This window comes from Microvirga arsenatis (assembly GCF_009910705.1).
In the GTDB taxonomy this organism is placed as follows: domain Bacteria; phylum Pseudomonadota; class Alphaproteobacteria; order Rhizobiales; family Beijerinckiaceae; genus Microvirga; species Microvirga arsenatis.
Genome location: NZ_JAAAXJ010000005.1, coordinates 164,031 through 190,704 on the forward strand (window position 1 = coordinate 164,031; position 26,674 = coordinate 190,704).

Annotated in this window: 38 protein-coding genes and 1 tRNA gene; 22 read left to right on the plus strand and 17 right to left on the minus strand. The window is 66.1% G+C overall.

Going from position 1 to position 26,674, the window contains the following annotated elements; translation table 11 throughout:
• Positions 1-15 precede the first annotated feature (15 nt).
• The 5 genes from GR303_RS11945 to GR303_RS11965 all read left to right on the plus strand — a co-directional run bounded on the left by GR303_RS11945 (position 16) and on the right by GR303_RS11965 (position 3,863).
• A complete protein-coding gene (locus GR303_RS11945; RefSeq protein WP_161723445.1) occupies positions 16-336 on the plus strand; it encodes a YbaB/EbfC family nucleoid-associated protein in 321 nt (106 codons plus the stop codon).
• A 9-nt stretch (positions 337-345) separates the two neighbouring features.
• Entirely contained in the window at positions 346-951 is a 606-nt protein-coding gene (recR, locus tag GR303_RS11950; protein WP_161723446.1) for a recombination mediator RecR, read from the plus strand.
• A gap of 209 nt (positions 952-1,160) precedes the next feature.
• A complete protein-coding gene (gene dapD, locus GR303_RS11955; RefSeq protein WP_161723447.1) occupies positions 1,161-2,003 on the plus strand; it encodes a 2,3,4,5-tetrahydropyridine-2,6-dicarboxylate N-succinyltransferase in 843 nt (280 codons plus the stop codon).
• 4 nt (positions 2,004-2,007) lie between these two features.
• Entirely contained in the window at positions 2,008-3,171 is a 1,164-nt protein-coding gene (gene dapE / locus GR303_RS11960) for a succinyl-diaminopimelate desuccinylase (protein WP_161723448.1), read from the plus strand.
• A gap of 101 nt (positions 3,172-3,272) precedes the next feature.
• The gene (locus GR303_RS11965) at positions 3,273-3,863 is read left to right on the plus strand and encodes a hypothetical protein (RefSeq protein WP_161723449.1); all 591 of its coding nucleotides are present in this window, start codon (positions 3,273-3,275) and stop codon (positions 3,861-3,863) included.
• Here GR303_RS11965 and truA read toward each other — a convergent pair.
• The 4 genes from truA to def are packed head-to-tail and all read right to left on the minus strand — an operon-like array spanning position 3,855 to position 6,558.
• The gene (gene truA / locus GR303_RS11970; RefSeq protein WP_161723450.1) at positions 3,855-4,604 is read right to left on the minus strand and encodes a tRNA pseudouridine(38-40) synthase TruA; all 750 of its coding nucleotides are present in this window, start codon (positions 4,602-4,604) and stop codon (positions 3,855-3,857) included. The genes GR303_RS11965 and truA overlap by 9 nt on opposite strands.
• Before the next feature lie 2 nt (positions 4,605-4,606).
• Positions 4,607-5,101: a GNAT family N-acetyltransferase gene (locus GR303_RS11975; protein ID WP_161723451.1), complete on the minus strand. Its 495-nt coding sequence runs from the start codon at positions 5,099-5,101 to the stop codon at positions 4,607-4,609.
• A gap of 9 nt (positions 5,102-5,110) precedes the next feature.
• Positions 5,111-6,043 (minus strand): methionyl-tRNA formyltransferase, encoded by a 933-nt coding sequence (gene fmt / locus GR303_RS11980; protein ID WP_161723452.1) that lies wholly within the window; start codon positions 6,041-6,043, stop codon positions 5,111-5,113.
• Complete coding sequence (gene def, locus GR303_RS11985) at positions 6,040-6,558, minus strand: peptide deformylase (protein ID WP_161723453.1); 519 nt, start codon at positions 6,556-6,558, stop codon at positions 6,040-6,042. Before def ends, fmt begins: the two co-directional genes overlap by 4 nt.
• 198 nt (positions 6,559-6,756) lie before the next feature.
• Between def and GR303_RS11990 the strand changes: the two genes are divergently transcribed.
• Together GR303_RS11990 and GR303_RS11995 are read left to right on the plus strand one after the other, a co-directional pair.
• Positions 6,757-7,944, plus strand: a complete 1,188-nt coding sequence (locus GR303_RS11990) for a DNA recombination protein RmuC (protein WP_161723454.1) — start codon at positions 6,757-6,759, stop codon at positions 7,942-7,944.
• 104 nt (positions 7,945-8,048) lie between these two features.
• Positions 8,049-8,552, plus strand: a complete 504-nt coding sequence (locus GR303_RS11995; protein WP_161723455.1) for a YciE/YciF ferroxidase family protein — start codon at positions 8,049-8,051, stop codon at positions 8,550-8,552.
• Positions 8,553-8,677: 125 nt separating this feature from the next.
• Here the strand turns inward: GR303_RS11995 and GR303_RS12000 are convergent, their stop codons facing one another.
• The 7 genes from GR303_RS12000 to rpmH form a co-directional block, all read right to left on the minus strand.
• Complete coding sequence (locus tag GR303_RS12000; RefSeq protein ID WP_161723456.1) at positions 8,678-9,409, minus strand: pyrimidine 5'-nucleotidase; 732 nt, start codon at positions 9,407-9,409, stop codon at positions 8,678-8,680.
• A gap of 83 nt (positions 9,410-9,492) precedes the next feature.
• On the minus strand, positions 9,493-10,395 hold the full coding sequence (gene argB / locus GR303_RS12005) for an acetylglutamate kinase (protein WP_161723457.1): 903 nt from the start codon (positions 10,393-10,395) through the stop codon (positions 9,493-9,495).
• A gap of 74 nt (positions 10,396-10,469) precedes the next feature.
• Positions 10,470-10,838, minus strand: a complete 369-nt coding sequence (locus tag GR303_RS12010) for a DUF423 domain-containing protein (RefSeq protein WP_161723458.1) — start codon at positions 10,836-10,838, stop codon at positions 10,470-10,472.
• Complete coding sequence (gene yihA / locus GR303_RS12015) at positions 10,835-11,485, minus strand: ribosome biogenesis GTP-binding protein YihA/YsxC (protein ID WP_161723459.1); 651 nt, start codon at positions 11,483-11,485, stop codon at positions 10,835-10,837. Before yihA ends, GR303_RS12010 begins: the two co-directional genes overlap by 4 nt.
• A gap of 103 nt (positions 11,486-11,588) precedes the next feature.
• The gene (yidC, locus tag GR303_RS12020) at positions 11,589-13,448 is read right to left on the minus strand and encodes a membrane protein insertase YidC (RefSeq protein WP_161723460.1); all 1,860 of its coding nucleotides are present in this window, start codon (positions 13,446-13,448) and stop codon (positions 11,589-11,591) included.
• Positions 13,441-13,872: a ribonuclease P protein component gene (gene rnpA, locus GR303_RS12025; protein ID WP_161723461.1), complete on the minus strand. Its 432-nt coding sequence runs from the start codon at positions 13,870-13,872 to the stop codon at positions 13,441-13,443. Before rnpA ends, yidC begins: the two co-directional genes overlap by 8 nt.
• Positions 13,873-13,893: 21 nt before the next feature.
• A complete protein-coding gene (gene rpmH, locus GR303_RS12030) occupies positions 13,894-14,028 on the minus strand; it encodes a 50S ribosomal protein L34 (protein WP_027314822.1) in 135 nt (44 codons plus the stop codon).
• A gap of 268 nt (positions 14,029-14,296) precedes the next feature.
• On the opposite strand from rpmH, the gene GR303_RS12035 reads away from it, so the two are divergent.
• From GR303_RS12035 to GR303_RS12050, 4 genes are all read left to right on the plus strand, one after another.
• The gene (locus GR303_RS12035; RefSeq protein ID WP_161723462.1) at positions 14,297-15,088 is read left to right on the plus strand and encodes a VTT domain-containing protein; all 792 of its coding nucleotides are present in this window, start codon (positions 14,297-14,299) and stop codon (positions 15,086-15,088) included.
• Positions 15,085-15,417, plus strand: coding sequence for a hypothetical protein (locus GR303_RS12040; RefSeq protein WP_161723463.1), 333 nt, complete (start codon positions 15,085-15,087; stop codon positions 15,415-15,417). The genes GR303_RS12035 and GR303_RS12040 overlap by 4 nt, the downstream gene beginning before the upstream one ends.
• Before the next feature lie 7 nt (positions 15,418-15,424).
• Positions 15,425-16,861 carry a sensor histidine kinase gene (locus GR303_RS12045; RefSeq protein WP_161723464.1) on the plus strand — a complete coding sequence of 479 codons (1,437 nt, stop codon included), beginning with the start codon at positions 15,425-15,427 and terminating at the stop codon, positions 16,859-16,861.
• 105 nt (positions 16,862-16,966) lie between these two features.
• Positions 16,967-17,043 (plus strand) — tRNA-Arg (locus GR303_RS12050).
• 83 nt (positions 17,044-17,126) lie between these two features.
• Here the strand turns inward: GR303_RS12050 and GR303_RS24345 are convergent.
• Positions 17,127-17,294, minus strand: a complete 168-nt coding sequence (locus GR303_RS24345; RefSeq protein WP_201752025.1) for a hypothetical protein — start codon at positions 17,292-17,294, stop codon at positions 17,127-17,129.
• A 146-nt stretch (positions 17,295-17,440) separates the two neighbouring features.
• Between GR303_RS24345 and GR303_RS12055 the strand changes: the two genes are divergently transcribed.
• Positions 17,441-17,707, plus strand: coding sequence for a GlsB/YeaQ/YmgE family stress response membrane protein (locus GR303_RS12055; RefSeq protein ID WP_161723465.1), 267 nt, complete (start codon positions 17,441-17,443; stop codon positions 17,705-17,707).
• Between the two features lie 52 nt (positions 17,708-17,759).
• Here the strand turns inward: GR303_RS12055 and GR303_RS12060 are convergent, their stop codons facing one another.
• The gene (locus tag GR303_RS12060; RefSeq protein ID WP_161723466.1) at positions 17,760-17,984 is read right to left on the minus strand and encodes a YgaP-like transmembrane domain; all 225 of its coding nucleotides are present in this window, start codon (positions 17,982-17,984) and stop codon (positions 17,760-17,762) included.
• A 140-nt stretch (positions 17,985-18,124) separates the two neighbouring features.
• Between GR303_RS12060 and GR303_RS12065 the strand changes: the two genes are divergently transcribed.
• Positions 18,125-18,619 (plus strand): YciE/YciF ferroxidase family protein, encoded by a 495-nt coding sequence (locus GR303_RS12065; protein ID WP_161723467.1) that lies wholly within the window; start codon positions 18,125-18,127, stop codon positions 18,617-18,619.
• Between the two features lie 84 nt (positions 18,620-18,703).
• Here the strand turns inward: GR303_RS12065 and GR303_RS12070 are convergent, their stop codons facing one another.
• The 3 genes from GR303_RS12070 to GR303_RS12080 all read right to left on the minus strand — a co-directional run bounded on the left by GR303_RS12070 (position 18,704) and on the right by GR303_RS12080 (position 20,389).
• On the minus strand, positions 18,704-18,952 hold the full coding sequence (locus tag GR303_RS12070; protein ID WP_161723468.1) for a hypothetical protein: 249 nt from the start codon (positions 18,950-18,952) through the stop codon (positions 18,704-18,706).
• Complete coding sequence (locus GR303_RS12075; RefSeq protein ID WP_161723469.1) at positions 18,939-19,574, minus strand: acyl-homoserine-lactone synthase; 636 nt, start codon at positions 19,572-19,574, stop codon at positions 18,939-18,941. Before GR303_RS12075 ends, GR303_RS12070 begins: the two co-directional genes overlap by 14 nt.
• 83 nt (positions 19,575-19,657) lie before the next feature.
• Positions 19,658-20,389, minus strand: coding sequence for an autoinducer binding domain-containing protein (locus GR303_RS12080; RefSeq protein ID WP_161723470.1), 732 nt, complete (start codon positions 20,387-20,389; stop codon positions 19,658-19,660).
• A gap of 107 nt (positions 20,390-20,496) precedes the next feature.
• Here GR303_RS12080 and GR303_RS12085 point away from each other — a divergent pair, with 107 nt between their 5' ends.
• The 9 genes from GR303_RS12085 to GR303_RS12125 all read left to right on the plus strand — a co-directional run bounded on the left by GR303_RS12085 (position 20,497) and on the right by GR303_RS12125 (position 25,983).
• Positions 20,497-20,889: a helix-turn-helix domain-containing protein gene (locus GR303_RS12085; RefSeq protein ID WP_161723471.1), complete on the plus strand. Its 393-nt coding sequence runs from the start codon at positions 20,497-20,499 to the stop codon at positions 20,887-20,889.
• 83 nt (positions 20,890-20,972) lie between these two features.
• Positions 20,973-21,506 carry a hypothetical protein gene (locus GR303_RS12090; protein WP_201752026.1) on the plus strand — a complete coding sequence of 178 codons (534 nt, stop codon included), beginning with the start codon at positions 20,973-20,975 and terminating at the stop codon, positions 21,504-21,506.
• A gap of 11 nt (positions 21,507-21,517) precedes the next feature.
• Positions 21,518-21,913, plus strand: a complete 396-nt coding sequence (locus GR303_RS12095) for a phage holin family protein (RefSeq protein WP_161723472.1) — start codon at positions 21,518-21,520, stop codon at positions 21,911-21,913.
• Positions 21,910-22,329, plus strand: coding sequence for a DUF3618 domain-containing protein (locus tag GR303_RS12100; protein WP_161723473.1), 420 nt, complete (start codon positions 21,910-21,912; stop codon positions 22,327-22,329). The genes GR303_RS12095 and GR303_RS12100 overlap by 4 nt, the downstream gene beginning before the upstream one ends.
• 21 nt (positions 22,330-22,350) lie before the next feature.
• Complete coding sequence (locus GR303_RS12105; protein WP_161723474.1) at positions 22,351-23,106, plus strand: hypothetical protein; 756 nt, start codon at positions 22,351-22,353, stop codon at positions 23,104-23,106.
• Positions 23,107-23,511: 405 nt separating this feature from the next.
• Positions 23,512-23,865, plus strand: a complete 354-nt coding sequence (locus tag GR303_RS12110; RefSeq protein ID WP_161723475.1) for a response regulator — start codon at positions 23,512-23,514, stop codon at positions 23,863-23,865.
• Positions 23,866-23,914: 49 nt separating this feature from the next.
• The gene (locus GR303_RS12115) at positions 23,915-24,955 is read left to right on the plus strand and encodes an apurinic/apyrimidinic endonuclease family protein (RefSeq protein ID WP_161723476.1); all 1,041 of its coding nucleotides are present in this window, start codon (positions 23,915-23,917) and stop codon (positions 24,953-24,955) included.
• Positions 24,956-25,030: 75 nt separating this feature from the next.
• On the plus strand, positions 25,031-25,489 hold the full coding sequence (locus GR303_RS12120; RefSeq protein ID WP_246205618.1) for a response regulator: 459 nt from the start codon (positions 25,031-25,033) through the stop codon (positions 25,487-25,489).
• 182 nt (positions 25,490-25,671) lie between these two features.
• Entirely contained in the window at positions 25,672-25,983 is a 312-nt protein-coding gene (locus GR303_RS12125; protein ID WP_161723477.1) for an SWIB/MDM2 domain-containing protein, read from the plus strand.
• 19 nt (positions 25,984-26,002) lie between these two features.
• On the opposite strand, the gene GR303_RS12130 is transcribed toward GR303_RS12125, so the two are convergent.
• Complete coding sequence (locus tag GR303_RS12130; RefSeq protein WP_161723478.1) at positions 26,003-26,617, minus strand: hypothetical protein; 615 nt, start codon at positions 26,615-26,617, stop codon at positions 26,003-26,005.
• Positions 26,618-26,674: the final 57 nt, after the last annotated feature.

Here is a 26,674-nt window from a genome sequence, read left to right on the forward strand (position 1 = left end):
GCGAAGGATACGGCCATGAAGGACCTCATGGGACTGATGAAGCAGGCTCAGGCCATGCAGCAGAAGCTGCAGGATGCGCAGGCCGAGCTCGACACGCTGGAAGTCGACGGCACGGCCGGTGGCGGCGTGGTGACCGTGAAGGTGACCGGCAAGGGCAGCCTGAAATCCATCACCATCGACCCATCGCTCATGAACCCGGACGAGAAGGAGATCCTCGAGGATCTCATCGTGGCCGCCATGAACGATGCGCGGGGCAAGGCCGAGCGCGCCGCCCAGGAGCGGATGGAAAGCATCACCCGGGGCCTGCCGCTGCCTCCCGGCCTGAAGCTGTTCTGAGTTACTTGAATGGCCCAGCACGTTGCCGGCCCCGAGATCGAGCGCCTGATCCAGCTCCTGGCCCGCCTGCCGGGCCTCGGTCCCCGCTCGGCGCGGCGCGCGGCGCTCCATCTCATCAAGAAGCGCGAGACGCTGCTCAACCCGCTGAGCGATGCCATGCGCATCGCCAACGAGCGCATCGTCGTGTGCTCGTCCTGCGGCAACGTGGACACGGCCGATCCCTGCACGATCTGCCGGGATGCCAAGCGCGATCCCTCCATCCTCGTCGTGGTGGAGGACGTGTCCGATCTCTGGGCGCTGGAGCGCTCCGGCGCCGTCAACGCCAAGTACCACGTGCTCGGCGGCGTGCTCTCGCCGCTCGACGGCGTGCGCCCCGAGCACCTGAACCTGGAGCGCCTCGTCGCCCGTGTGTCGGAGCCCGGCGTGACGGAGGTGATCCTGGCCCTCAACGCCACGGTCGATGGGCAGACCACGGCCCATTACATCACCGAGCTGCTTGCGCATCTGCCCATCAAGGTGACGAAGCTTGCTCACGGCGTGCCGGTCGGCGGCGAGCTCGATTATCTCGACGAGGGCACGCTCTCGGCTGCCATCCGCCAGCGCACATCGTTCTGAGGCGGCTCTGATGCCTCCGTCGTCATCACCGGCACTGTGCCGGTGATCCCGATTGTTCGGAGCGCCGCGCTTGGCCGCATCGGGATGGCCGGGACGAGCCCGGCCATGACCTGGGAGGATTTGCGTCGCGTACCGAGCAGATGATGACGTGACAGGCCCCCGCGCCGTTGCTAATCAGGCGGCAACGAACCCTTTGCCCCGAGTTGCCCATGTCCAGCACCGATCTCGCCCGCACCATCGACGCCGCCTGGGAGGACCGGGCCAATGTGAGCCCCTCCACGACGGGCGCCGTGCGCGAAGCCGTGGAGGAGGCGATGAACCTTCTCGACTCAGGCCGAGCCCGCGTCGCCGAGAAGACCGGCGGCGAGTGGCAGGTGCATCAGTGGCTCAAGAAGGCCGTGCTGCTCTCCTTCCGCCTCAACGACATGGAGGTCATCGGCGGCGGACCCGGCGAGGCGACCTGGTGGGACAAGGTGCCGTCCAAGTTCGCCGGCTGGGGCGAGAACCGCTTCCGGTCAGCCGGCTTCCGCGCCGTGCCGAACTGCACCGTGCGCCGGGGCGCCTATATCGCGCCCGGCGTGGTGCTGATGCCCTCCTTCGTCAATCTCGGCGCCTATGTGGACGAGAACACCATGGTCGATACCTGGGCGACGGTCGGCTCCTGCGCCCAGATCGGCAAGAACGTGCATCTCTCCGGCGGCGTCGGCATCGGCGGCGTGCTGGAGCCGCTGCAGGCCAATCCCACCATCATCGAGGACAACTGCTTCATCGGCGCCCGCTCCGAGGTGGTGGAGGGCGTGGTCGTGGGCGAGGGCTCGGTGCTCTCCATGGGCGTCTTCATCTCGGCCTCCACCAAGATCGTCGACCGCACCACCGGCGAGGTTTTTGTGGGCCGCGTGCCGCCCTATTCCGTGGTGGTGCCCGGCTCGCTCCCCGGCAAGCCCCTGCCGGACGGCTCGCCCGGCCCGTCGCTTTACTGCGCCGTCATCGTGAAGCGCGTCGATGCGCAGACGCGGGCCAAGACCGGCATCAACGAGCTGCTCCGCGACTGATCCGATGGAAACCTCACCCCTCTTCCTCGCCCAATCCCTCCTGCGCTGCCCCTCCGTGACGCCGGAGGAGGGCGGGGCGCTCGCCTTCATCGAGGGCGTGCTGAAGGAGGCGGGGTTCGAGGTCCATCGTCCGGTGTTCTCGGAACCGGGCACGCCGGACGTGGAAAACCTCTATGCCCGCTACGGCTCGGGCGAGCCCTATCTGCTCTTCGCCGGCCACACCGACGTGGTGCCGCCGGGCGATACGAGCCGCTGGACCTACGGCCCGTTCAGCGGCGAGGTCCATGACGGCGAACTCTACGGGCGCGGCGCCGTCGACATGAAGGGCGGCATCGCCTGCATGATGGCGGCGGCGCTCGACTTCATCCGCGCCAATCCCGATTTCAAGGGCTCCATCGGCTTCCTGATCACGGGAGACGAGGAGGGGCCCGCCGTCAACGGCACGGTCAAGCTTCTCGAATGGGCCAAGGGCCGCGGCGAGCGCTTCGACCACTGCATCCTCGGCGAGCCGACGAATCCGAACCGGCTCGGCGACATGATCAAGATCGGCCGGCGCGGGTCGCTCACGGGGCGCGTCGTCGTCGAGGGCAAGCAGGGGCATGTGGCCTATCCGCACCTGGCGGAGAACCCCATCCCGGGCCTGCTGCGCCTTCTCTCCGGCCTCCTGAGCGAGCCGCTCGACCACGGCACGGAGCATTTCGACGCCTCGAACCTGGAGGTGACGAGCGTCGACGTGGGCAATCCGGCCTCCAACGTGATCCCGGCCCAGGCGCGGGCGACCTTCAACATCCGCTTCAACGACCTCTGGACCCCTCACAGCCTGGAGGAGGAGGTCGAGCGCCGCCTGCGCGAGGCGGCGGGCAACACCGTGCGCTACACCCTGACGATGGAGCCGACCAATGCGGTCGCCTTCCTCACCCCGCCCAACGCCTTCGTGGGCTTCATCGCCGACGCCATCAAGGCCGAGACGGGCTGGGAGCCGAAGCTGTCCACGACGGGCGGCACCTCGGATGCTCGCTTCATTGTGAAGTATTGCCCCGTCGTGGAGTTCGGCCTCGTGGGCCAGACCATGCACCAGGTCGACGAACGGGTCGAAGTCGCCGATCTGGACCGGCTGGCAACGATTTACCGCAAGGTCCTGGAGGCCTATTTCGCTGCCTCGGCTTGAACGGAAGCCTGACTATTTAGACTAAAGTCGGAAATCCTCCGGAACGTTTTGGAGCCTCCGTCCATTTTCGTGAGCAATCATCTTCCACGAAGAGGCTGCTCATGATCGTCACGGCGGATGAGGTCAACCGCTCGTTCAGGGGAACCCTGGACCTGCTCAACAGCAGGACGGAGGGGCTCAAGGCTTTCGACATGAGCGAGCGGGGCTTCTGGCGCTCCTTCATGGCGATCTGGCTGACCCTTCCGGCCTATATCGTGTCCCTGGCCTTCGAGCGCCTGCGCCTCGGCCTGCTTCAGCCCGACCGCTCCCTGCTCGACAGTCTCTGGATCGATCTCGTTGTGGCCCTGGGCCATGCGGCGGGCTTCGTGGCCCTGCCGCTGGCCATGATCTGGGTCGCGCGGTGGTTCCGCCTCGAGAAGGCCTATGTGCCCTTCGTGATCGTGACGAACTGGATCTCCGTCATCGGCATGCTGGTGCTCTCGGTGCCCGCCATGCTGATGCTCCTCGGCTGGGCTCCCCCGGGACTTGCGAGCCTCTTCAGCCTCGCCTTCGCGGTCGTCATCGTGCGGCTGCAATGGTTCGCCACCAAGTCGACGCTGGGCCTTTCGAGCCTGCCGGCGCTCGGCATCGTCGTGCTCGGGATCGTGCTCAACTCCGTCGTCGGAGTCGCGATGCGGGGCCTTCTAGGCTAGGACGGGATAATCGACCCCGATCAGGTAGAGGCCCGTCGGCGGCGCCATCGGGCCGCAGCGCTTGCGGTCACGCGCCTCGAGCGCCGCCCGTACATCCTCCACCGACCAGCGCCCGGCGCCGGCCCGTTCCAGCGTGCCGGCCATCGAGCGCACCTGATGGTGCAGGAACGAGCGGGCGGAGGCATAGATGCGGATCTCGTCGCCGATCCGCTCCACGTCCAGGCGGTCGAGGGTGCGGATCGGGCTGTTGGCCTGGCATTCGGCCGCCCGGAACGTGGTGAAGTCATGCCGGCCGACGAGGTGCTGCGCGGCCTCGTGCATCACATCCGCATCGAGACTCCAGGCCACGTGCCAGACCCGGTTCGCGTCGAGGGTCGGCGGCGCACGCCGGTTGAGGATGCGATAGACGTAGTGGCGCTTGACCGCCGACAGGCGCGCGTTGAACGTCTCGGGCACGACCTGAGCCGAGACGATCGCCACGGGCGCAGGCCTCAGGTGCGAGTTGGTGGCGTCGCGCACCGTGTCCGGGCGCCACTCCTTCTCCAGGTCCACATGCACCACCTGGTGGGTGGCGTGGACGCCCGAGTCGGTGCGGCCGGCGCAGTGAACCCGCACGGCCTCGCCGGCGAAGCGCGCAATGGCATCCTCCACCGCCTGCTGGACGGAGAGGCCGTTCGTCTGGTGCTGCCAGCCGGTGAACGGCGTGCCGTCATACTCGACGACCAGCTTGTAGCGAGGCATGTCTATTTCAGTTCTGCAAAGGCCCGGGCGTAGGAGACGGGGCCGTGCGCCGCTCTCCCCCTGTCGGACAGGGCAAGAGCCTGGAGATAAGGTCCGTCATAGGGCGTTTTCAGCTGCTCCGCCAGCTTGGGGTCGAAGCCGAAGCGGCCGTAATAATCCGGCTCCCCCAGCACGACGACGAGATCGTAGCCCGCCTCCACCAATTGCTTCAAGCTGTGGCGGACGAGGGCCGTTCCGATCCCCCGCTTCTGGAACGAGCGGACGACCGCCAGCGGGGCCAGCACGCAGGCCCGAACGTCAGGGGTTTCGTGCAGGCCCAGGTGGGAATACGCGATGTGTCCTGCGGGCTCGTCCGCATGGGCGACCAGGGACAGGATGAGATCCCCGTCGCTGTTCATGCTCCGCACGAGGTCGGCTTCCGCCGACTGGCCGAAGGAGGCGGCATAGATCGAATAGATCGTATGCCAGTCGGTGGATTCCTCCAGTCGGATGGTCATGGCCGGCCCTCATCCAAGGCGGGCGCCCGGAGCAATCCTCACGCCGCGCAGGAAGTCCTCGAAGGCGACGGGCCCCTTGCCGGCTCGTTGAACCTGGATGAGACGGACAGCCCCGTCGCCGCAGGATATTATACCATTATTGTCCAGCATAGTCCCAGGAGAACCTGAGCCTTCTCCCAAGGCGGCGCGCAGCACCTTCACCCGCTCCGGCCCCTTGCCGAAATCGGCGGTGAAGTAGGCGCCTGGAAAGGGAGACAGCCCGCGGATGTGGTCGTGCACTGCCTGTGCCGGCTTCGACCAGTCGATCAGGGCGTCTTCGTTCTTGATCTTGTGGGCGTAGGTGACGCCCTCTTCAGGCTGGGGCGTGAAGCTCAAGCCGCCGCGGGAGAGGGCCGCCAGCGCCCGCACCATGAGATCGGCGCCGAGCACCATGAGCCTGTCATGCAGTTCGCCCGCGTTCATGTCGGGCGCGATCGCCACCTTCTCGACCATGGCCACGGGCCCCGTATCGAGACCCTCTTCCATCTTCATGACGGCAACGCCGGTTTCCCGGTCGCCGGCCATGATGGCCCGCTGGATCGGAGCCGCGCCGCGCCAGCGGGGGAGCAGCGAGGCGTGAAGGTTGAGGCAGCCGAGTTCCGGCGCCTCCAGGATCGCCTTCGGCAGCAGCATCCCGTAGGCCACGACCACGGCCACATCGGCCTGGTGGCTGCGGAAGATCTCGGCGGCCTCCTCCGTGCGCAGGGTCTTGGGCGTCAGTACCGGCAGGCCGAAGCGATCGGCCATGGTGTGCACCGGGGAGGGCTTCAGCTCCATGCCGCGCCCGGCGGCCGCCGGCGGGCGGGTGTAGACGGCCACCACGTCGTGGCCCTGGCCGACGATCTCGGAAAGGGTGGGCACCGCGAAGTCGGGCGTGCCCATGAAGACGACGCGCAGGCTCATGCCCCGGCCTCGCGCCTGGCCGCCTTCTTGAACTTGGTGATGACGCGGTCGCGCTTGAGCTTCGACAGATAGTCGATGAAGAGAACGCCGTTCAAATGGTCGATCTCGTGCTGGACGCAGGTGGCGAGCAGGCCATCCGCCTCCTGCTCGAGGGTCTCGCCCTGCAGGTTCATGTAGCGGAAGCGCACCCGGTCCGGGCGCTCGACTTCCTCATAATATTCGGGGATCGAGAGGCAGCCCTCCTCGTAAACCCGCTTCTCCTCGGAAGCCCAGGTGATCTCGGGGTTGATGAGCACCATCGGCTGGCGCTCCTCCTCCGACTTCGACACGTCCATGGTCACCATGCGCAACGGCACGCCGATCTGAATGGCGGCGAGCCCCACGCCGGGGGCGTCGTACATGGTCTCCAGCATGTCGTCGGCCAGCCGGCGAACGTCGTCCGTGATCTCCTTGATGGGCTCGGAGATCACGCGGAGCTTGGGATCGGGAAGGATGACGAGGGGTCTGATGCTCATGATCGCGGGAGATAAGCGGTTGGGCCAGGATGGTCAAATCGTTCGTCTCAGGCATCGGATCCAAAAGTGGACCCACTTTTGGGGCTAATCCGATGCTTATCATTCATGAGTGCATCGTTTTCGCGGAAAAGTGGATTCCACTTTTCCGCACGAGGCACTTGTGTTCGGATGCATCCGTCAACCGGAACCGTATGCTCCATGAATGACGTCGTCCTCGTCCTCGGCAAAACCTCCCTGACCCTGGGGCAGGTCGTTCTGGGATTGGCCGGCCTGAGCGTCGTCCTGCTGGTGATCGTCACGGTCCTGCTCCTGCGGACCCGCCGGGAGCGCGCCCTCGAGGCGGCCATGGCGGCCGAGCGGGCGCGGGAGATGGACGACAAGGTGGCGGAGCTCACCCGGATCCAGTCCGAGATGACCGGCCGGATGCGGACCATGGCCGAGGTCTTCGGCTCCCGCCAGAGCGACTTCGTGCGCATGATCTCGGAACGGATCGACGGGCTGCAGCACCGGGTGGGGCAGGGGCTCGAGGCATCCACCCGCCACCAGTCCGAAAACCTCTCCAAGCTGAACGAGCGGCTCGCCGTCATCGATGCGGCGCAGCAGAACCTCACGAATCTCACCGGCGAGATCGTGGGCTTGAAGGACATCCTGTCCAACAAGCAGAGCCGTGGCGCCTACGGCCAGGGGCGGATGGAGGCGATCATCCGGGACGGACTGCCGCCGAGCGCCTTCGAGTTCCAGGCGACCCTCTCCAACCGCACTCGGCCCGATTGCCTCGTGCGCCTGCCGGGCGACGGGCGCGGGCTGGTGATCGACGCCAAGTTCCCCCTGGAGGGGTTCACCCTCTTCCGCGAGGCCAAGGGGGACGAGGCCCGCAATCGTGCGGCGGCGAAGGTCCGCAACGACATGCTGGTCCATGTGAAGGACATCGCGGAGAAGTACCTGATCCCCGGCGAGACCCAGGACATCGCGCTTCTCTTCGTGCCGGCGGAATCGATCTATGCGGATCTCGCCGAGCATTTCGACGACGTCGTCCAGAAGGCCCACCGCGCCCGCATCGTCATCGTCTCCCCCTCGCTCCTGACGCTGGCGATCCAGGTCATGCAGGCGCTCGTGCGCGATGCCCGCATCCGCGAGGAGGCGCGGGTGATCCAGATCGAGGTGCAGAAGCTCCTGGAGGACGTGGAGCGGCTCGACTCCCGCGTGGCGAAGCTCGACGCGCATTTCCGCCAGGCGCAGGAGGACGTGTCGCAGATCAGGGTATCGGCCGACAAGATCGTGAAGCGCGGCGAGAGGATCGAAACCCTCGACTTCGAGGAGGGCGAGGCGGAGGCCCGGGCCGAGCTGCTGCGCCTCCAGGGCCGCAATCTCCGGGCCGTCGACTAGGAACCGGCTTCCGCCCGCGACGTTCTCCCCAGGCTGAACGATGCGCCACGCGAACGATGGCGCTCGTGTATTGGCATATCTCAGAACATGGGAAGGATTGCGCTATGGGCCTTTTGTCGAAGGACATCAAATCGTTGGATGATCTCTTCATCCACACCCTGCAGGATATCTACTACGCCGAGCAGCAGATCACGAAGGCGCTGCCGCAGATGATCGAACAGGTCAGCGACCCGCAGCTGAAGCAGGCGTTCCAGACGCATCTCGGCGAGACCCAGCAGCAGATCCAGATGGTCGAGCAGGTCTTCCGCATGCACGGCCACGATCCGAAGGGCGTGACCTGCCCCGCCATCGACGGCATCATCGACGAGGCGCAGGAGATCGCCGGCGAGATCGACGATCCGCAGGTTCTCGACGCCGCGCTGCTCGCCGCCGCCCAGGCCGTGGAGCACTACGAGATCACCCGCTACGGCACCCTCGTCGCCTGGGCCAAGCAGCTCGGCCGCCAGGATTGCGCCGGCGTCCTGCACCAGATCCTGGATCAGGAGAAGGCCACGGACCAGAAGCTCAACCGCATTGCCGAGAGCAAGATCAACTCGCAGGCTGCGTAAGCTCTTTGCTCCGTTCGAACGAGAATGGCCTCCGCAAGGAGGCCATTTTTGTTTTTGCGCCTGATCGTGTCACCACCGGCGGCCCGCGAGCCGGGAAGGGAACGGCAAGCCCGATGCCATGAAACCTACTTCGCCGGCAACGCGTAAGCGCGCAGGAAATCCGCCAGGTCGTTGGTGATGTAGTCGATGTCGGGCGTCCGAACCGCCTCCTGCTCGAAGCTCTCCCGGAACGGATCGAGGGTCTTCGGCACGATCAGGGTCGTGGTCATGCCGAGCTGGTGCGGCACGGTGAGGTTCTTGGCGATGTCCTCGAACATGGCCGCGCGCGAGGGCTCCACCCCGTGCTTGTCGAGGAAGGTCTCGTAGGCGCGCCGGTCGGGCTTGGGCACGAAGTTGGAAGCCGCGATGTCGAACACGTCCTCAAAATGGTCGAGGATGCCGATCTTGCGTGCCACGTTCTCCGCGTGCTTGCGCGAGCCGTTGGTGAGGATGAGCTTGCGGCCGGGCAGCCGCTCGATGGCCTCGCCCAGGCTGTGGTTCAGCTCGATATCCGTGTGGTCGATGTCATGGGCGAAATCGAGGAAGTCGTGCGGGTCGACGTCGTATTCCTCGATCAGCGCCCGCAGGGTCGTGCCGTATTTGTGATAGAAGAACTTCTGCAGCGCCCGCGCGGAGAGCCCGTCGAGCCCGAAGAGATCCGCGATGTAGAGGGTGATCCTCTCGTCGACCTGAGGCCACACCCGCGAGGTGTGAGGATAGAGCGTGTTGTCCAGGTCGAAGATCCAGGTCTCCACATGGGTGAAGGGACGGGATTCGGGGGAGGACAGGTGGCTCTCGAGGGCTGGCTTGGCGTTCATGGATCCCAAAGACGGCAATGGGGCCGTGCGGCCCCACTCCTGGAAATATAGGCGCTCCGCGCCGCTTCGGGAAGGGCGAGGCCCTACCCCCGGCGGATCAGGGTGCCGGCGCCGTGATCCGTGAACAGCTCCAGCAGCACCGCATGGGGCACCTTGCCGTCGAGGATGACCACCGCCTCCACACCCTTCTCCAGGGCATAGATGCAGGTCTCGATCTTCGGGATCATGCCGTCGGTGATGGTGCCGTCGGCGATCAGGCGGCGGCAATCCTCGATGGTCATCTCGGGGATGAGGGTCTTGTTCTTGTCCAGCACGCCCGGCACGTCCGTGAGCAGCAGGAGGCGCTTGGCCGTCAGAGCGCCGGCGATGGCGCCCGCGAAGGTGTCGGCGTTCACGTTGTAGGTCTGGCCGTCCTTGCCCGTGGCGATGGGCGCCAGGACCGGGATCAGCTCGGCCTGGAGCACCTGGTCCAGCACCTCCCGGTTCACGTGCTCGGGCTCGCCCACGAAGCCCAGGTCCACCACCTTCTCGATGTTGGAATCCGGGTCCACCGCGGTGCGGGTGGCCTTGCGGGCCGTGACCATGTTGCCGTCCTTGCCGGAGAGCCCGACGGCCTTGCCGCCCTCGGCGCCGATCCAGCCGACGATCTGCTTGTTGATGGAGCCCGCCAGCACCATCTCGACCACCTCGACCGTGGCCTCGTCGGTGACGCGCAGCCCGCCCTTGAACTCGGACTTGATCCCGAGCTTCTCCAGCATCCGGCCGATCTGCGGTCCGCCTCCGTGGACGACCACGGGCTTGATGCCCGCCTGCTCGAGCAGGACCACGTCCTCGGCAAAGTCCTCCGCCGCCGCCCGGTCCCCCATGGCATGGCCGCCATACTTGATCACCACCACCTGCTGGTCGTAGCGCTGCATGTGCGGCAGGGCCTGAACGAGCACCTCGGCCTGCACATGGACGTCGGGGAGTTGCTTGGGATCGGACATGGAAGGCCCTGACTGCGTGAATCTTCGGACGGCGAGCGTTCTAGCCGAAGGATGGGCCTCTGCAAACAGGGACTTCAGGTTCGCAGGCGCAGAAGGGCGGAAACCCCCAACAGCAGCCACCCGGCCATCAGCAGAATGCCGCCTGTGGGCGCGGCCCTGGGAAACAGCGCCACGCCCGAAAACGCCCGGCGGGAAAGGTCGCCGCAGAACAGGACAAGGCCGAGCACCATCACATAGCCGGCGATCTGCCCCAGCAACGGGTTCACGGCCCCTGCCGCAATGAGCGCCACAAGGGCGAGAAGCGCCGGGGCGTGGAAGAGCAGGAACTGCGCCGCGGTGGCGAGGTTTCCGCCCGTGATGTGGGCGGCCGCTGCGGACAGGGCGACGCCGAGGAGGCCCGACAGGGAGGCGAGGGCGATCAGGATCCGCAGGTTCAGGCTCATCCCACCCCCCTCTCGCTCAGGAGCCGGGCGATCCCGGCGCGCAGCTCCGGGATGCCGAAGCCGGTGCGGCTCGAGGTCGGCAGGATCTCCGGGAAGGCTGCGGCACGCTTTTCGATCTTCTGCAGGGTATCGGCCATGCGCCTGTCGAGCTCGCCCTGCTTCAGCTCGTCCGCCTTGGTCAGCACGATCTGGTAGGAGACGGCGGCAGTGCCGAGGGTCTCCAGCACCGCCTCGTCCACCGGCTTGATGCCGTGGCGGGCGTCGATCAGCACATAGACCCGGGCAAGGCTCGCCCGGCCGCGCAGGTAATCGTGGATCAGCTGGGTCCAGGCCTGCACCTTCTGCTTGTCGACGGCGGCATAGCCGTAGCCGGGCATGTCGACGAGGTGGAAGCGGTCGTTGACGGTGAAGAAGTTGAGCTGCTGGGTGCGGCCCGGCGTATGCGAGGTGCGGGCGAGGGTGTTGCGGCCGGTGAGCGCGTTCACCAGGCTCGACTTGCCGACATTGGAGCGACCGGCGAAGGCGATCTCCACCTTGTCCATGGGCGGCAGGTTCTTGAGGGAGTTGGCGGCCCAGATGAAGTCGGCCGGCCCCGCAAAGAGCTTGCGGCCGATCTCGAGGAAGGGGTCGGTGTCTGTCTCGGTCATGGAAAGCCTTATCGCCGCTTCGGGGACGCTCTTCAAGCGGGCCGCAGCGCAAACGAAAATCCCCGGGACAGGGCCCGGGGATCGTCGGTGGGAAGTGTTGGGCTCAGCCCTTGGCAGGGCTGGTCCTGCGGTTGAAGGTCTTGCGCAGGTTGTCCCATAACTCGATCTTCACCCCGTTCTTGCGCATGATGAAGCCCTGCTGGAGAACGGAGAGCAGGTTGTTCCAGGCCCAGTAGATCACGAGGCCGGCCGGGAAGGAGCCCAGCATGAAGGTGAAGATCACCGGCATCCAGGCGAAGACCTGCTTCTGGACCGGATCCGGCGGCTCCGGGTTCATCTTCATCTGCAGCCACATGGTGATGCCCATGAGGATCGGCCACACGCCGAGCATCAGGAACGGGCCGAGCACCGGCACCGCGCCGGGGTTGTAGGGCAGCAGGCCGAACAGGTTGAAGATGGAGGTCGGATCGGGAGCCGCGAGGTCGCGGATCCAGCCGAAGAACGGCGCGTGGCGCATCTCGATGGTGACGAACAGCACCTTGTAGAGCGCGAAGAACACCGGGATCTGGATCAGCACCGGCCAGCAGCCCGCGACCGGGTTGATCTTCTCCTTGCGGTAGAGCTCCATCAGCGCCTGCTGCTGCTTCATCTTGTCGTCCGCATAGCGCTCGCGGATCGACACCATCTCCGGCTGCACCGCCTTCATCTTCGCCATGGAAGCATAGGACTTGTTCGCGAGCGGGAAGAACAGGATCTTCAGCAGCACCGTGACGAGCAGGATCGCGACGCCGAAATTGCCGAACATCCGGAAGAAGAAGTCGAGCACCTTAAACAGCGGCTTGGTGATGAAGTAGAACCAGCCCCAGTCGATCAGGAGGTCGAAGTTCTTGATGTTGAGCGACTCGTGATAGGCATCGACGGCGGCAACCTCCTTGGCGCCGGCAAACAGGCGCTGCGTCACCTCCGTGGCGGCGCCGGGCTGGAGCGTCTGCGCCGCGCCGAGCATGTTGGCCTGGTAGATCTGGCCCGTCGGGCCCTGGCGCATGGTGAACGAGCCCTGGTAGGGCTGCGCCTGGTCGGGAATGACCGCGGCGGCCCAGTACTTGTCGGTGATGCCGACGAAGCCGCCGGTCACGCTGTCCCACACCTCGCCGACAGCATTCTGGCCGGCGGGAACCGGGTCCTCCTTGGCGATGGCGTCGTAGGTGTATTCCTGCAGGCCCTTGTCGCCCAGAACGCCGATCAGGCCCTCATGGAGCACGTAGTAGCCCAGCGTGGTCGGCTTGCCGTGGCGGGAGACGAGGCCGTAGGGGTGCAGGGTCACCGGCGCGGAGCCGCGGTTCTCCACCGTGTTCTTCACGGTGAACATGGACCTGTCGTCCACGGAGATCGTGCGGCGGAAGGTGAGGCCCTGGCCGTTGTCCCAGGTGAGCGTCACGGGGGTGGAGGGCGTCAGGGTCGTGCGGTCCGCGGTCCAGACCGTCTCGGCGGTTGGCAGGGCGCCGTTCGTCGTCCCGACCCAGCCGAAATCCGCGTAGTAGGGGTTCTGGGTGCCGGCGGGCGACAGGAGCACGATGTTGGGGCTCTGCGGGTCCACCGTCTCGCGGTAGTTCTTCAGCGCCACGTCGTCGATGCGGCCGCCGCGCAGGTTGATCGAGCCGGCGATGGCAGGGGTGTCGATGCGCACCCGCGGCGAGCGGGCCAGAGCCGCCTCGCGGGTTTCGACGGCGGGCGCCGCCGGCGTGCTGGGGACGGTTCCCGGTACGGTCGGGGACGCCCCGCCGGCCTGGCTCGGGCTCGCCGGCGGGTTCGGCGCGTTGGGGTTGACCTGCGTGGATTGCTGCTGCTGGGCGGCCTGCCGCTGCCTTTCGGCCTCCGGGGCCGCGAAGAAGTACTGCCAGCCTAGCAGGACCGCCATCGACAGCACGATGGCGACGATGAGGTTTTTGTTGTCATCACGCATGGGATTGTCCGCGACGCTCGCCGTTGGAGGGAGGTGGGGAGGAGGTGCGCTCTGCGGAAGGGGCGTTTTTCGGCCTGGTGACCGCCCGCAGCGCGCGTCGAAGATCGTCGATGAGCACACCGAACTCGGCGGAGAGGATCTCGCGTCGCCCGATGACGACCACATCCGCATCGATGGCGGCGTAATCCCGGCCGGCCTGGGGAATGGCGGCCCGGAGCCGGCGCTTGATCCGGTTGCGCTCCGTGGCGTGCCCGACCCGCTTGGTGACCGTGAGGCCGAAGCGCAGGCCGAGGCCTGAACCTTCGCGCAGGCGGGCCTGCACCGTCATCCGCTCGGTATGAAAGCGGCGGCCGGAGGCCGCCGCGACGAAGTCAGGTCTTTTCGTCAGACGCCCGAGGCTAGACGCTGCGCGAGGCTCGCGCATCGGGCTGTCCTTGACGGCTGCTTACGCCGAGAGGCGCTTGCGGCCATGGGCGCGGCGAGCGGCGATGACCTTGCGGCCACCCTTGGTCGCCATGCGCGCACGGAAGCCGTGGCGGCGCTTGCGAACCAGCTTGCTCGGTTGATACGTCCTCTTCACGGCACATCTCCGGTCGAATGGGGCAGCGGTGCTCGAAGGCTCGCGCCCGTCTGGTTGGGATGGGGTTTCCCCCGAAACTGTCTCGAAAAAACGATCAGCGCCCAAGAAGAGCGCTGTCAGCCTGCGGGCTTATGAAGGAAGGGAGGGGCAAAGTCAACGCCGCTCTGGCCCCGATGCGGCAATCGGGCCGCCGCTCACCAAGCTGTGACGGGCCGGCAGACTTGACCTTTCCGGGGGCTCCATACCACACCGGATGCCAGGAGGATCCGTGGCCCAGACCCAGCCGAATCCCGCAGGCCCGCACCGCTTCTGGCGCATCGCGCCTCTTGCGCTCGTGCTGCTCGGGCTGGGGGCCGTTTTCGCGACGGGGGCCCACCGCTCCCTCACCTTCGACGCCTTCGTTCGCTACCAGGCCTGGCTGCAGGAGCTCGTCGCCGCCCGCGGCCCGGCCATGCTGGGGCTCTACGCCCTGGTCTACGTGGCCGCCGTCACGCTCTCGCTGCCGGCCTCCGCCTTCCTCACTACCATCGGAGGCTTCCTGTTCGGCTGGCCCCTGGGGGCCATCACGGCCAATCTCGCGGCCACGCTCGGGGCGGCCAACATCTTCCTGATTGCCCGGACCTCCCTGGGGCGGCCCCTCCTGGAGCGGGCGGGGCCCCGCATCCAGGGGCTTGCGGCAGGCTTCCGGCGCCAGTCCTTCTTCTATCTCCTGTCCCTGCGCCTGATCCCCGTCGTGCCGTTCTGGCTCACGAACCTTGCCGCCGCCTTCTTCAGCATGCGGCTGGGGCACTTCGTGCTCGCGACCCAGATCGGCATGCTGCCGGTTTCCTTCGCCTTCGCCTTCGCGGGATCGGGCCTCGACGAGGTCATCGCCCGTCACGAGCGGCTGCGCGCCGAGTGCCTCGCGGCCGGAAGGGGCGAGTGCGCCATCGCCTTCGACGCGAAAAGCCTGTTGACGGCCGAACTGGCGGTGGCTCTCGTGATCTTGGGGATTCTGGCGCTGCTGCCGATCGCGCTGCGCGCCTGGCGCAGCCGCGGCACCGGCGAGGATGGGCGATGAGAGAGGCCAAGGGGGCGGGCGAGGGAGCCTTGCAGCCGGGCCTGTGCGTCACCGGCGCGGGATCGGCCGGGCTGTCGGTTGCCTCCATCGCTGCCGGCGAGCGCATCGAAGGAAGCCGCCTTCTCGTCAGTGCCTATGAGGGCGAGCCGATCATGCCGTGGGTTCTTGCCATGAGCCGCGGCTTGAAGGTTTCCCATCTCGCCGGCTTGGTCTATCCGTACCCCACCTTGTCCGAGGCGACGAGGGGCGCGGCGGTGGAGTTCCTGAAGCCGGCAGCCCAGAACCCTCGGGTGCGGCGGCCGATGTCCTCGGCGCGCCGCTTGGGATGAAGCGATCATGAGCCGTGAGCAGACCACTCTTGCAGGACGCATCCTGAGCCAGTTCGGGCTCTCCGCGCGCCTGCTGCTGCTGACGGTGCTCTTCGTGATGATCGCGGAGGTGCTCATCTATGTGCCCTCCGTCGCCAATTTTCGTCTGACCTGGCTGAACGACCGGCTGGCGGCGGCCCAGATCGCGGCGATGGTGCTCGACGCGGCGCCTGAGGAAAGCCTGTCCGAGGAACTGGAGATACGCCTCCTGCAGGGCGTCGGCGCCCGGGCCATCGCTTTGCGGGGCGGAGGGCGCAGGAGCCTTCTTGCGGCAGGCGAGGTGCCGGCCGAGGTGAGCAAGACCGTCGACCTGCGGAATACCCAGTGGATGATCTTGGTTCGCGATGCCTTCGATACCCTGCTCAACCCGGCGGACAAGCCGATCCGCGTGATCGGCGCCGGGATGGGCGTGGAGTTCGTCGAGATGATCCTCGATCAGCGCCCCCTGCGGCATGCCATGGTCGAGTTCTCGCGCAACATCCTGTTCCTCTCGCTGTTCATCTCCATCATCACGGCGGGCCTCGTCTATCTCACCCTGCAATGGGTGATCGTGCGCCCGGTGCGGCGGCTCACCGGCAACATCACGGAGTTCTCCAGCAATCCGGAGGATGCGTCGCGGGTCATCAGGCCCACGGACCGGGGCGACGAGATCGGCCTGGCCGAGCAGGCCCTCGCCCAGATGGAGACGACGCTTGCCGACGAGCTGCGCCAGAAGCGGCGCCTCGCGCAGCTCGGCCTTGCCGTCAGCAAGATCAATCACGAGCTGCGCAACATGCTCACGACCGCCCAGCTCCTCACCGACCGGTTGGACAACGTGAGCGACGATTCCGTGCAGCGCATCGCCCCGCGGCTGGTGAGCACCCTCGATCGGGCCATCGCCTTCTGCGAGACCACCCTGGCCTATGGCCGGGCGACCGAACCCCTGCCGCAGCGGCGGCTCATCCCCCTGGCGCCCCTGATCGAGGAGCTGTCGAACCTCACAGACCTTGCGCCCGAGGTCGGGATCGCCTTCAAGGCGAGCGTGCCGGAGGACCTGATGGTCGACGCGGATCCGGACCAGCTCTCCCGGGTTCTCGTGAACGTGGTCCGCAACGCGGTCCAGGCGCTCAGCCAGACCGGCGCGCCCGAGGGACAGCCCTTCGTCGACGTCTCCGCCCGGCGGGAGGGGCGCACGGTGGTCATCCTCATCAAGGACAATGGGCCCGGGATCCCGGAACGGGCCAGGGCCAACCTGTTTACCCCCTTCCAGGGCTCGGCCCAGAAGGGCGGAACGGGACTCGGCCTGCCGATCGCGGCGGAGCTGGTCCAGCTCCACGGCGGCACGATCACCCTCGACGAGGGACAGGACCGGACCTGCTTCAAGATCACGATTCCGGACAGGCCCTCGTCGGTGCCGGCAAACTGAGGCGCTGTTAAAAATCTTCTGCCGAAGAGGCTTGCCAACCGCGCCGGATCCCTTTATGTCACCGGCCTCGGCTGACGTTGCTTCCCGCAACCACCTGCCGACCAAGCGCCCGTAGCTCAGCTGGATAGAGCACCAGACTACGAATCTGGGGGTCAGAGGTTCGAATCCTTTCGGGCGCGCCATTCCTTCCACGACATCGATGCAGGTTCGACGGTTCCAGGCGGCGTTCTGAGGCCGCTTGGCGCGATGCCCGGCCTTTCCGGCGTCAAACCTCCGCGGCCGGCGTGACGCCGAGGTCGCTGAGCTTGGATCGAACCTCCGCGACTGGGCGCTTCAGCTTCAGGCTGATGACCGACACCGGAACGCCCTCGCGCGCGAGGGCCAAGAGGGATTGCACGGCTTCGTAATTCCACCGGCTGCCGTCAGAGTTCATGAAAGCTGCCTCCCTGCGTGACAGGCCGCAAGCGTCGCCCTCAAGTGAGGCGAGATCATGGAAACGGACCTGGGAAAAACCTCCGCCCGCAACCTTAGCCGAAGATGCGCGTTCCTTGTGGAGGCAACACTCACAGGGACCTCATCATGAGCATCATCTGGACCATCATCATCGGCTTCGTGGCGGGCTTGATCGCCAAGTGGATCATGCCGGGCCGCAACGAGCCGTCGGGCTTCATCATGACGACGATCCTCGGCATCGTCGGCGCCGTGCTCGCGACCTATCTCGGGCAGGCTTTGGGCTGGTACCGGGCCGATGAAGGGGCTGGCTTCATCGGCGCCATCGTGGGCGCGATCATCGTCCTCTTCATCTATGGCCTGATCGCCGGGCGCCGCTCGACCTCGTCGTACTGAGTTCCCCTGGCAGCGCAGTAAAGGGCCACAGCCTGGGCTGTGGCCCTTCTCTTCAGCTGTTGTGGGCGAGGCGGTCGTTCTCGTGAGAGCCCATCAGGGCCGCCTTGACCGGGCACTGCCCCACATAGCCGCGCCAGGCGAGATAGGACCCGCCCGCCAGCGCCAGGACGTTCAGCAGAGGGTTCGGGCGGGGCTTGGCGGCTGCCGCCGCGAGACCGAGGCCTGCCAGCATGTAGAGGCTGCGCTCGGTGGTGCTGAGATTGGGCTCTCCGTTCATTGCGTCGTTCTCCTTGGATGACCTGGGCCGAACGCCACGCCGAGCCGTGTTGTTCCGTCGCTTCGGCAGGGCACGACATGGTGAGGAACCTCCAACCTTGGCTTTCGTTGAGTCGACGTTTCAACCAAGGAGTTCGCACGATGCCCGCCAAGGAAAAGACTTTGAACGACCTGTTCCTTCACACGCTCAAGGACGTGTTCTACGCCGAGAAGCAGATCCTGAAGGCCCTGCCGCGGATGGCGAAGGCCGCCGAGTCGGAGGAGCTGAAGCAGGCTTTCGAGAAGCACCGCGAGGAAACGGAAGGCCAGATCGAGCGCCTTGAAAAGGTGTTCGAGATGCTCGGCAAGCCGGCCCGCGGCGTGCAGTGCGAGGCCATCAACGGCATCATCGAGGAAGGCAAGGAGGTCATGGAGGACTTCGCGGACAGCGAGGCTCTCGATGCCGGCATCCTTGCGGCGGCCCAGGCCGTCGAGCACTACGAGATCACCCGCTATGGCTCCCTGAAGACCTGGGCCGAGGAACTCGGCATGCAGGATGCCGCGAAGCTCCTCGACCAGAATCTGCAGGAAGAGAAGAAGACGGACCAGCTGCTCACCCAGCTCGCCGAGGCCCGCGTGAACATCAAGGCCGCCTGATCCATCCCAAAGCGCAACGCAAAGGCCTCGCACCTTTCCAGGTGCGAGGCCTTTGTCGTTCGAGGCTCCCGGCGAAGAGCGCGCTCAGTGCCGGTGTGAGGGGCAGGGGACGACATCCGTATCGAGGGTCAGGCGCATGGATCCGGCCGGGGTGATGTCGAGCGAAGCCCTCATCGTGTCCGGGCATTCGACCAGATGCAGGAAGGCGAGGAGCCTCAGCCGCACGATGGGAGGCAGCCGGGCCAGGCACTCGGCGAGGGCCTGGGGGGCGCCGTCGATCATCTCCTCCTGCACGAAGGAGGCGAGGGGAGGGCTCTCGTCACGCAGCGACATGGGGCACCTTTCGAAGTGGGGAGGCCTCCCGCAGCAGGCACGGGCCGCGCAGGCCCGCGAGCCTGCGGACCTGGTGGAGGCTCTCTTCCGAGATCCGGATGGCGGCGGCGATGCAGGGCTGGTCCTCGACCTGGGTCGGCAGGCCCAAGGGGCGCACCTTGAAGCCGGCCTGGTGCCAGCGGGGCAGCCACCACATCTCGACGACGGCGGTGACCTCCGTAATGCCCTCCTCGAGGCAGAACTCCTGGAAGGCGGCCAGGAGGCGGCAATCGGCCCGGCCCATGCGCCGTTCCCTGACGATGAAGTACCGGGTGCATTCCAGAACGGTCGGGCCGCGGAGGATGCGTCCGTCCCGCACCAGATGCGGGAAGGACTGGCTGATCATGTGCGGCCGCAGCGTCGGATAGAGCCGCAGGCCGCCGATCACCCGCCCGCCGTCGAGGGCGATCAGGTAGGTGGCATGGTCGTCGTCATAGGCATCGACCTCCCGCCCGTCCGGGCGCGCGAGATCGCGCCATCCGCGCTCCTCCACGAACACGTCGTGCCTGAGGCGGAAGTATTCCTCCAGAACCTCCGTGTAGCCGGCCCTGTTGTTCCTGGTGATGACATGGATCGAGGTCATTCTCACGCCCTCCTTTCGACCGGAGAGCAGTGTCCACGACGGCGTGAACTTGAGTATTGTAGGAAATTACAGGTGTCTTTGCGTCACATCTCGATGAGACGGTGCTGGAGCGCCTTGGCCACCGCCTGGGTCTTGTTGGCGGCGCTCAGCTTCTGGCAGGCGCTGGCGATGTGGGCCGTGATGGTCCGCTCCGTGACGCCCAGGATCTCGCCGGTATCGGCCGCGGACTTTCCCAGGGCCGCCCAGCGCAGGGCCTCCCGCTCCCGGGGCGTAAGCGGGTTGGGGCGCGGGGAGGGGGCCAGGATCAGGCGGGCCCGCTCGAAGGCGTACATGGCCATGAGGTGCAGGGCGGGCTTCGTCCGGGGCGTCAGGTCCGGGGAGGAGCCGCCCATGGAGAGACAGGCCTCGAAGCCGTTCAGCCCGTGGACCGGCAGGCAGTAGCCCTGGCGCATGCCGAACTCTGCGGCCTCGTGCATCACCAGCGCGGCCTTCGGGTTCGCCTCCGGGTCGTAGCGGGCCTCGCTCCACTCGAAGGGCTGAACGGTCTGCCGGCACAGGCGGATGACGGGATCGTACCGGTCGTAGCCGCTGCGGGTGTAGCGCTGGTACCAGCCGAGCGGCCATTTCTTGAGCAGGACCAGGCTTTCGATTCGCTGATCCGGGTGAGGCAGTCCGGTCATGATGAAATTTTCGAAGCCGAACCGCGCGAAGGACCGCTCCATCGCGTCGATGATCTCCTGTGGGGACGCCAGGCGGTCCAACTCCTCGATGAAGGCGAAGGCTTCTGCCGTATGGTCAAGGCGGCGGCCACTCACGGAGGTTCCTCCAGCATTTCAACCTTGGGAATAATATGATAACTATGCTACCATAAGTTATAATGTCGGGATAGGTTGCCGGGGCTGGCCAAAAGGAGGAGCGGCGGTTGCAGAAGAAGTCTCCGACCCATATCGACAGGCACATCGGCAGCCGGGTCAGGGCCCGCCGGATCATGCTCGGGATGAGCCAGGAGAGGCTCGCCGATGCGCTGGGACTGACCTTCCAGCAGGTTCAGAAATACGAGAAGGGAATGAACCGCATCGGCGCGAGCCGGCTTCTCCAGATCGCCGGCATCCTCGACGTCGGGATCGAGTTCTTCTTCGAGGGATTGCCGGGATTGCGGGCGGGCGGCTTTTCCGGCGACAGCCTCGTGGCCGAGTTTCTCACCCGTTCCGAGAGCGACCGACTCGTCCGCGGCTTCCTGCGCCTGAAGGACGATGAAGCCCGCAGAAAGGTGGCCGATCTGGTCGATTGGCTCGCGTCGGCCCAGCACCCCTGACCTCTAAGGTATTGAGCGTCGGGTGCCTTCGGAACCTGCCGCGCTTCAGATGGTTACTCCCTCACGATTGAGAGAGGTTGACCATGGGCGTGGGACAGAACACCAACAGGCAGCAGGACAACGGCAACGAGGATTGGGACGCGCTGAAGGGCGATGTCGGCGATATTGCCGGAGCGGCCGTGGAGCGCAGCCGTTACTTCATCGATTCCGCGCGCGAGCAGGCGACGGATTATGTCGACCGCCGCAAGGACGACATCGCGCAGTCGGTGGCCGATTTCGCCACGTCTCTGCGCGAGTCCACCCATTCCTTCGACGAACGGCCCAACATCCGCGCGGTGGTCGACAGCGCGGCCGACGGGCTGGAGCAGCTGGCGGAGTCGATCCGCGAGCGGACCTTTGCCGATTTCTTCAACGACTTCGAGGATGTGGTCCGCCGCCGCCCGGCTACGGTCGCAGCGGTCTCGGTTGCCGTCGGCTTCCTGGCCGCCCGCTTCATCAAGAGCACGGCGGAGGACCTGCGCTACGACACCGCGGGAGCCGGTGGAGCCCAGCGCGGCCAAGCCCGTGCGCGGCAGGGCCAGCAGGGGCAGGGCCAGCGCGCCAAGGCTGGCGCCTGATGGAGGCAGCCATGCAGCAGGGCAACGGCAATCAGACCATCCAGGGCCTCGTGGGCGAGGCGCTGCGGGAATCCACCGATCTCGCGCAAAAGGAATTCACCCTCTTCAAGACTGAGGTTTCGCAGAACATGCGGACCCTCTTCATGGGCCTCGCCATGGTGGTCGTGGCGGCGGTCTTCGCCATTGCGGCCGTCATGCTGCTGACAGAGTCGCTCGTCGAGTGGCTCGCGTCGGTCCTCGAGTCGGAGGCGCTCGCGGCGTTGATCGTCGGCGGGGTGCTCGCCGCCGTCGCCGTCGGCCTCGGGTTGTGGGGGCGCAGCGCCATGATGGCGTCCTCGCTGACCCCGCAGAGGACCCTGCGCTCGCTCAAACGCGACGCGGAAGTCCTGTCGGAAAGAGGTGCATGATGACATCGCAAAGTTTGCAGGAGCTGGAGAGGGACATCGAGCGCAGCCGCGCTCAACTCGACCAGACCATCGACCGTCTTCAGAACAAGATGAACGTGTCCGGCGTCGTTGACGACGTGCTCGGAACGGCTCGCAACGGTCAGTACGGGCCGCTCTACGACAAGGTTCTGGACACGGTCCGGCGCAACCCGGTGCCCGTGATGCTGATCGCGCTCGGGATCGGGCTCCTGGCCTACCGCCTCGGGCGGCCCTCGACCCTGCGCGAGGAGCGGCTGATCGCGGCCGATGAGGACCTCATCACGGAGGAGCACCTTCTGATGGAGGCAGAGGATCCCCGCCTCTACGGCGCGGAGGCCGCGCCCCGGCACAGCTCGGACAGCATGTTCGAGCGCCCCGGCATGAATTCCCGCTATTGATGAATCGAACAGGAGCTTCCCATGGCTAACACCAAGAACGAGACCGGCAAGTCCACGACGGACAAGCAGGGCGGGACCGAGACGAGCACGGCTGGAAAGGTCTCCGCCGGCACCTCCGTCGGCAACATCGGAGAGGCACCGATGCCTCATGCGCACGACCAGAAGTCCGCTCAAGGTTCCGGTGCGGCGGCGTCGGGTGGCCAGGGCTCCAGCCAGTCCAAGACCTCATCCTCCGGCCAGGCTTCGGGCGGGCAATCCTCGGGTGGTCAGTCCTCGCAGCAGAATGCGCAGGACCAGAGCGGCTCGATGAGCGGCAAGGCGCAGCAGACTGCCGACCAAGTGCGCCAGCAGGCGGAAGATGCCTACGAGGGTGCTTCCGAATGGGCGCGCGACACCTACGAGCGGGCTACCGACTGGGCATCCGACACCTATTCGCGTCAGCGCCGCCGCATGGGCCACATGGGCGGGCGTTCCACCCGCGCCTTCGGACAGGCACGCGGCAGCGTTCAGAGCTATGTCTCGGAAAACCCGATGGTGGTGGGGCTCGTGGGCTTGGCCGCGGGACTTCTGCTCGGCGCGCTCCTGCCCCGCACCCGCCGCGAGAACGAGCTGTTCGGCGAGTGGGCCGACGAGGTTCGCAACCAGGGTCTGCGCTATGCCCGCGAAGCCACCAATCGCGGCCGTGAATACGTGGAAGAGACCTTCAGCGGCGACGACGCCCAGTTCAGCCGCCACGAGAGCGAATTCGGCGGCCAGCGCGACGCCAATCGTCACTGAGGCGAAGCCTGCAGCATAAAAAAAGCGCCGGCATCCGCCGGCGCTTTTTCATTGTCTTCTATTGGCTCTCGAAGAGCCTGTGGTCCGCTCCTGGCGGCCCTGAAAACAACAACGGCCACGGCGAGAATGATGCGCGTACATCCGGCGTCATCACCTCGGCAACGTGACCGCTTCTGGTGGGCGATCACGCCACCAGGTTGATCATGAAATGGGGTGAGGATGCTCGCATTTCAAGGGTTAGGTACGCTTTCTTAACCCTAACTCCGCAAATCCTGCCGCGGGGCCGCAGGGGCGAGGAACGGCGTGCCGCCGAGCCGGTTGCCTCTCTGCAAGTCGAAGTTTCCTGATCCCTGAGAGAACCGGTGTGAGTTGTCATCCCGCCGAAGGACGAGACGGAGTAGGTGCGTGCGTATTCTGATCCTGGAAGACGATCCGGCGATTGCATTCGACCTTCAGGCCATTCTCGAATCCGAAGGTCATGAGATCGTTGATTCCGTCAGCTCGCTGGCCGAGGCCTACCGCCATCTCGACGACGGCTTCGATTGCGCGCTGCTCGACATCGACGTGATCGGCGGCAAGAGCTTCGGCATCGCCGAGGCTCTCATGGCAAGACACATCCCCTTTGCCTTCGTCTCGGCCTCCGAACCGTCCGATCTGCCGCGCGCTCTGCAGCAGGCCGCCTTCATTGCAAAACCCTTCGAGGAGAGGGCTCTGCTCGAATCGGTCGAGCAGATCGCACCCAATCTTCTGCCCTGCTGAGGAGTCAGGGCTGAGGAACCTGTCACCAGCCCGCGACGTCATCTCCATCATGCAAGATTTCCGCTTCGGCTTCTGCTGCAAATACATCCCCGAGGACGGCTCGGCCCCGGCCGCGCGGGCCATGAACACCACCACCGTGACCATGGCCTATCTCGGCCGCCTGGAGCCGAAGGAGGCCTACGACAAGCTCGTCTCCGTCGTCTCCCATAACCTGGAAGCGTTCCGCCTCCAGATCGAGCATGTGGGCACGCGACCGAAGCTTGAACGGCTCCACCGGCTCTCCAGCGATCTGCTTCCCGGCTACACCCATCCGGCATGCCAGGATTTCTACCGCGATCCGGATCTGCGCGGCCTCATCGAGGCCAGGCTCGCCGCCCTCGGCCGGACCGCCCGCGAGAGGGACGTGCGGCTCAGCATGCATCCCGGCCAGTTCTGCGTCATCGCATCCCGCAATCCGGCCGCGGTCGCCAACGGGATCGCGGAGTTCGAGTACCACGCCGAGGTGATGGCGCTCATGGGCTACGGCGAGGGCTGGCACCCGCACGGAGCCCATATCAACATCCATGGCGGCGCCAAGGCCCTCGGCGCCGACGGCATTCGCAAGGGACTCGGGTCCCTGTCATCCGCGGCGCGCAACCTCATCACGATCGAAAACGACGAGGTCAGCTTCGGCCTCGACGATCTGCTGCCGCTCGCCGATGCGGTTCCCCTGGTGCTCGATCTCCATCATCACTGGATCATGAGCCAGGGCGAATACATCCAGCCCGACGATCCCCGCATCGCCCGCATCGTCGATTCCTGGCGCGGGGTGCGCCCCGTAAGCCATGTGAGCGTCTCCCGGGAGGGGCTTCTGCCCGACCACGACATCGGGGCTCTTCCGGATTTCGGGGCTCTGGTGGAGGCGGGCATCAAGCCGAAGGACCTCCGCGGCCATTCCGACCTCATGTGGAACGAGGCGCTCAACGATCTGGTGATGCGCCACCTGGCATGGTCGGACTTCGAGATCGAGGCGAAGCTGAAGAACATTGCGACGGAAGGCTTGGCTCAGCATGTCGAGCGCCGGCAGGGCGCACGCACCGCAACGGGATAAAGTTTCGATATTTTGCGACTCTGCCAGGAACCGATCGGTCGGTCGGCCGTTGTAGATCATTGTGCAATGAGTCAGATGTCGATGTCCGCCGACCAGTCCATCGTTCTGCTCGTGGAGGACGAGCCTCTCATCCGCCTTGTGGTTTCCGAGCTTCTCGAGGATGCCGGATTCAAGGTGGTCGAGGCGGCGAACGCCGCCGAGGCTCTGGTTCTTCTCGAGGCGGGCCTGCCGGTGAGCGTTCTTCTGACGGATGTGGACATGCCGACGGGCTGCAACGGCTTCGAGCTCGCCCATCGGGTGCACCGGTCTTGGCCCGGCATCGAGATCCTCCTCATGTCCGGCCGGCAATGGCCCTCGCAGGGCGACCTGCCGCCCGGAGCGGCCTTCCTGGCCAAGCCATGCCCGAACGAGGCCATCGTGTCCCATGTCATTTCAGCGGTCGAGCGGACGAAGCGCCTGTCGCATGTTGCCCAAAATCCACGGCCTTCCGTAGAGGAGCCGGCGAAGATCCTGCCTTTTCCGAAAACAGCCTAAATTCCTGAACTCGATCTTGCTGACAGGGCTGAGCGGACATAAGCTCTGCCGGAATTGACCTTCACCAAGGGCCGGGGCGGAGAGACCTCCCGGAAGGTCCGATCGAAGGTTGGTCAATAAGCTTCTCGAGCCTGGATCCAGGGCCGTCGATGAGCTTTCCCATTCCATTCCCGGAGGAATACATGCCGACCAAGACGACAGACGGAAAAGCCGGTGCGAAGAAGGCTGCCCCCAAGAAGGCCGCCGGTTCCAAGCCCAACGCTCTCCAGCAGCCCCTGCAGCCGTCCAAGGAACTGGCCGCCATCGTCGGCTCGAACCCGCTGCCCCGCGGCGAGGTCGTGAGCAAGATGTGGGACTACATCAAGAAGAACAACCTTCAGAACCCCGAGAACAAGCGCGAGATCATCGCCGACGACAAGCTGAAGCCGATCTTCGGCAAGCCGAAGGTGACCATGTTCGAGATGAACAAGCACCTCGCCCAACACCTCAAGTAGGCCGTCTCGTCGCAGACGATCAGGAATCCTGCCGCCACCGATCGAGCGGCAGGATATCCGGCCTCTGGCCCGGCGCCTTCTTCCACGGGTCCACCGCCCATTCCGCGCCCGTCCGCTTCTCCGCGATCACCGCAGTGAAATGCGGGTAGCGTCCATCGAAGAAGAAGCCGCGCGACTCCGGATGATCCACCACATGGTGAGCGAGCAGTCCCTGGTCCTGCAGGACCAGGAGCAGGCTCGTCGTGTTCGCGGTTTCATCGAGGCAGTCCATCTGGCCCGGAACCCCCGACATCTGCGGCGGCGAGCCCGGCACGTCGGGCCGGCCGCCGAACGAGGCGGCGAGAAGGCTCGTGTAGGACCGGATCACGTCCGCAAGGGCCCGCCTCTCCGCATCGGGCGATCCCTGCGCCGCCCGCAGGGCAGCGGCGGCCCGGCTCAGCCATGCCCCGTCCACGGACAGGGGAAGCCGGCGCGCGCACCCGTAGCCGTGGCAGGCGATGATGCGGCTGCCTGAGGGCTCCACGTATCCTCGCTCGGCAAACCAGCTCTGGGCAGCCTGCTGGCCGCTGAGGGCCGGCGCTGCCATCAACAGAATCGGCAGGGCTTTCAGAATGAGAAGTGGCGTCCGCGTCATGATGGGGGTACCTATCGCTCGAAGGCTGCAGGTTCCCTGGGTCATATAGATCGGGCG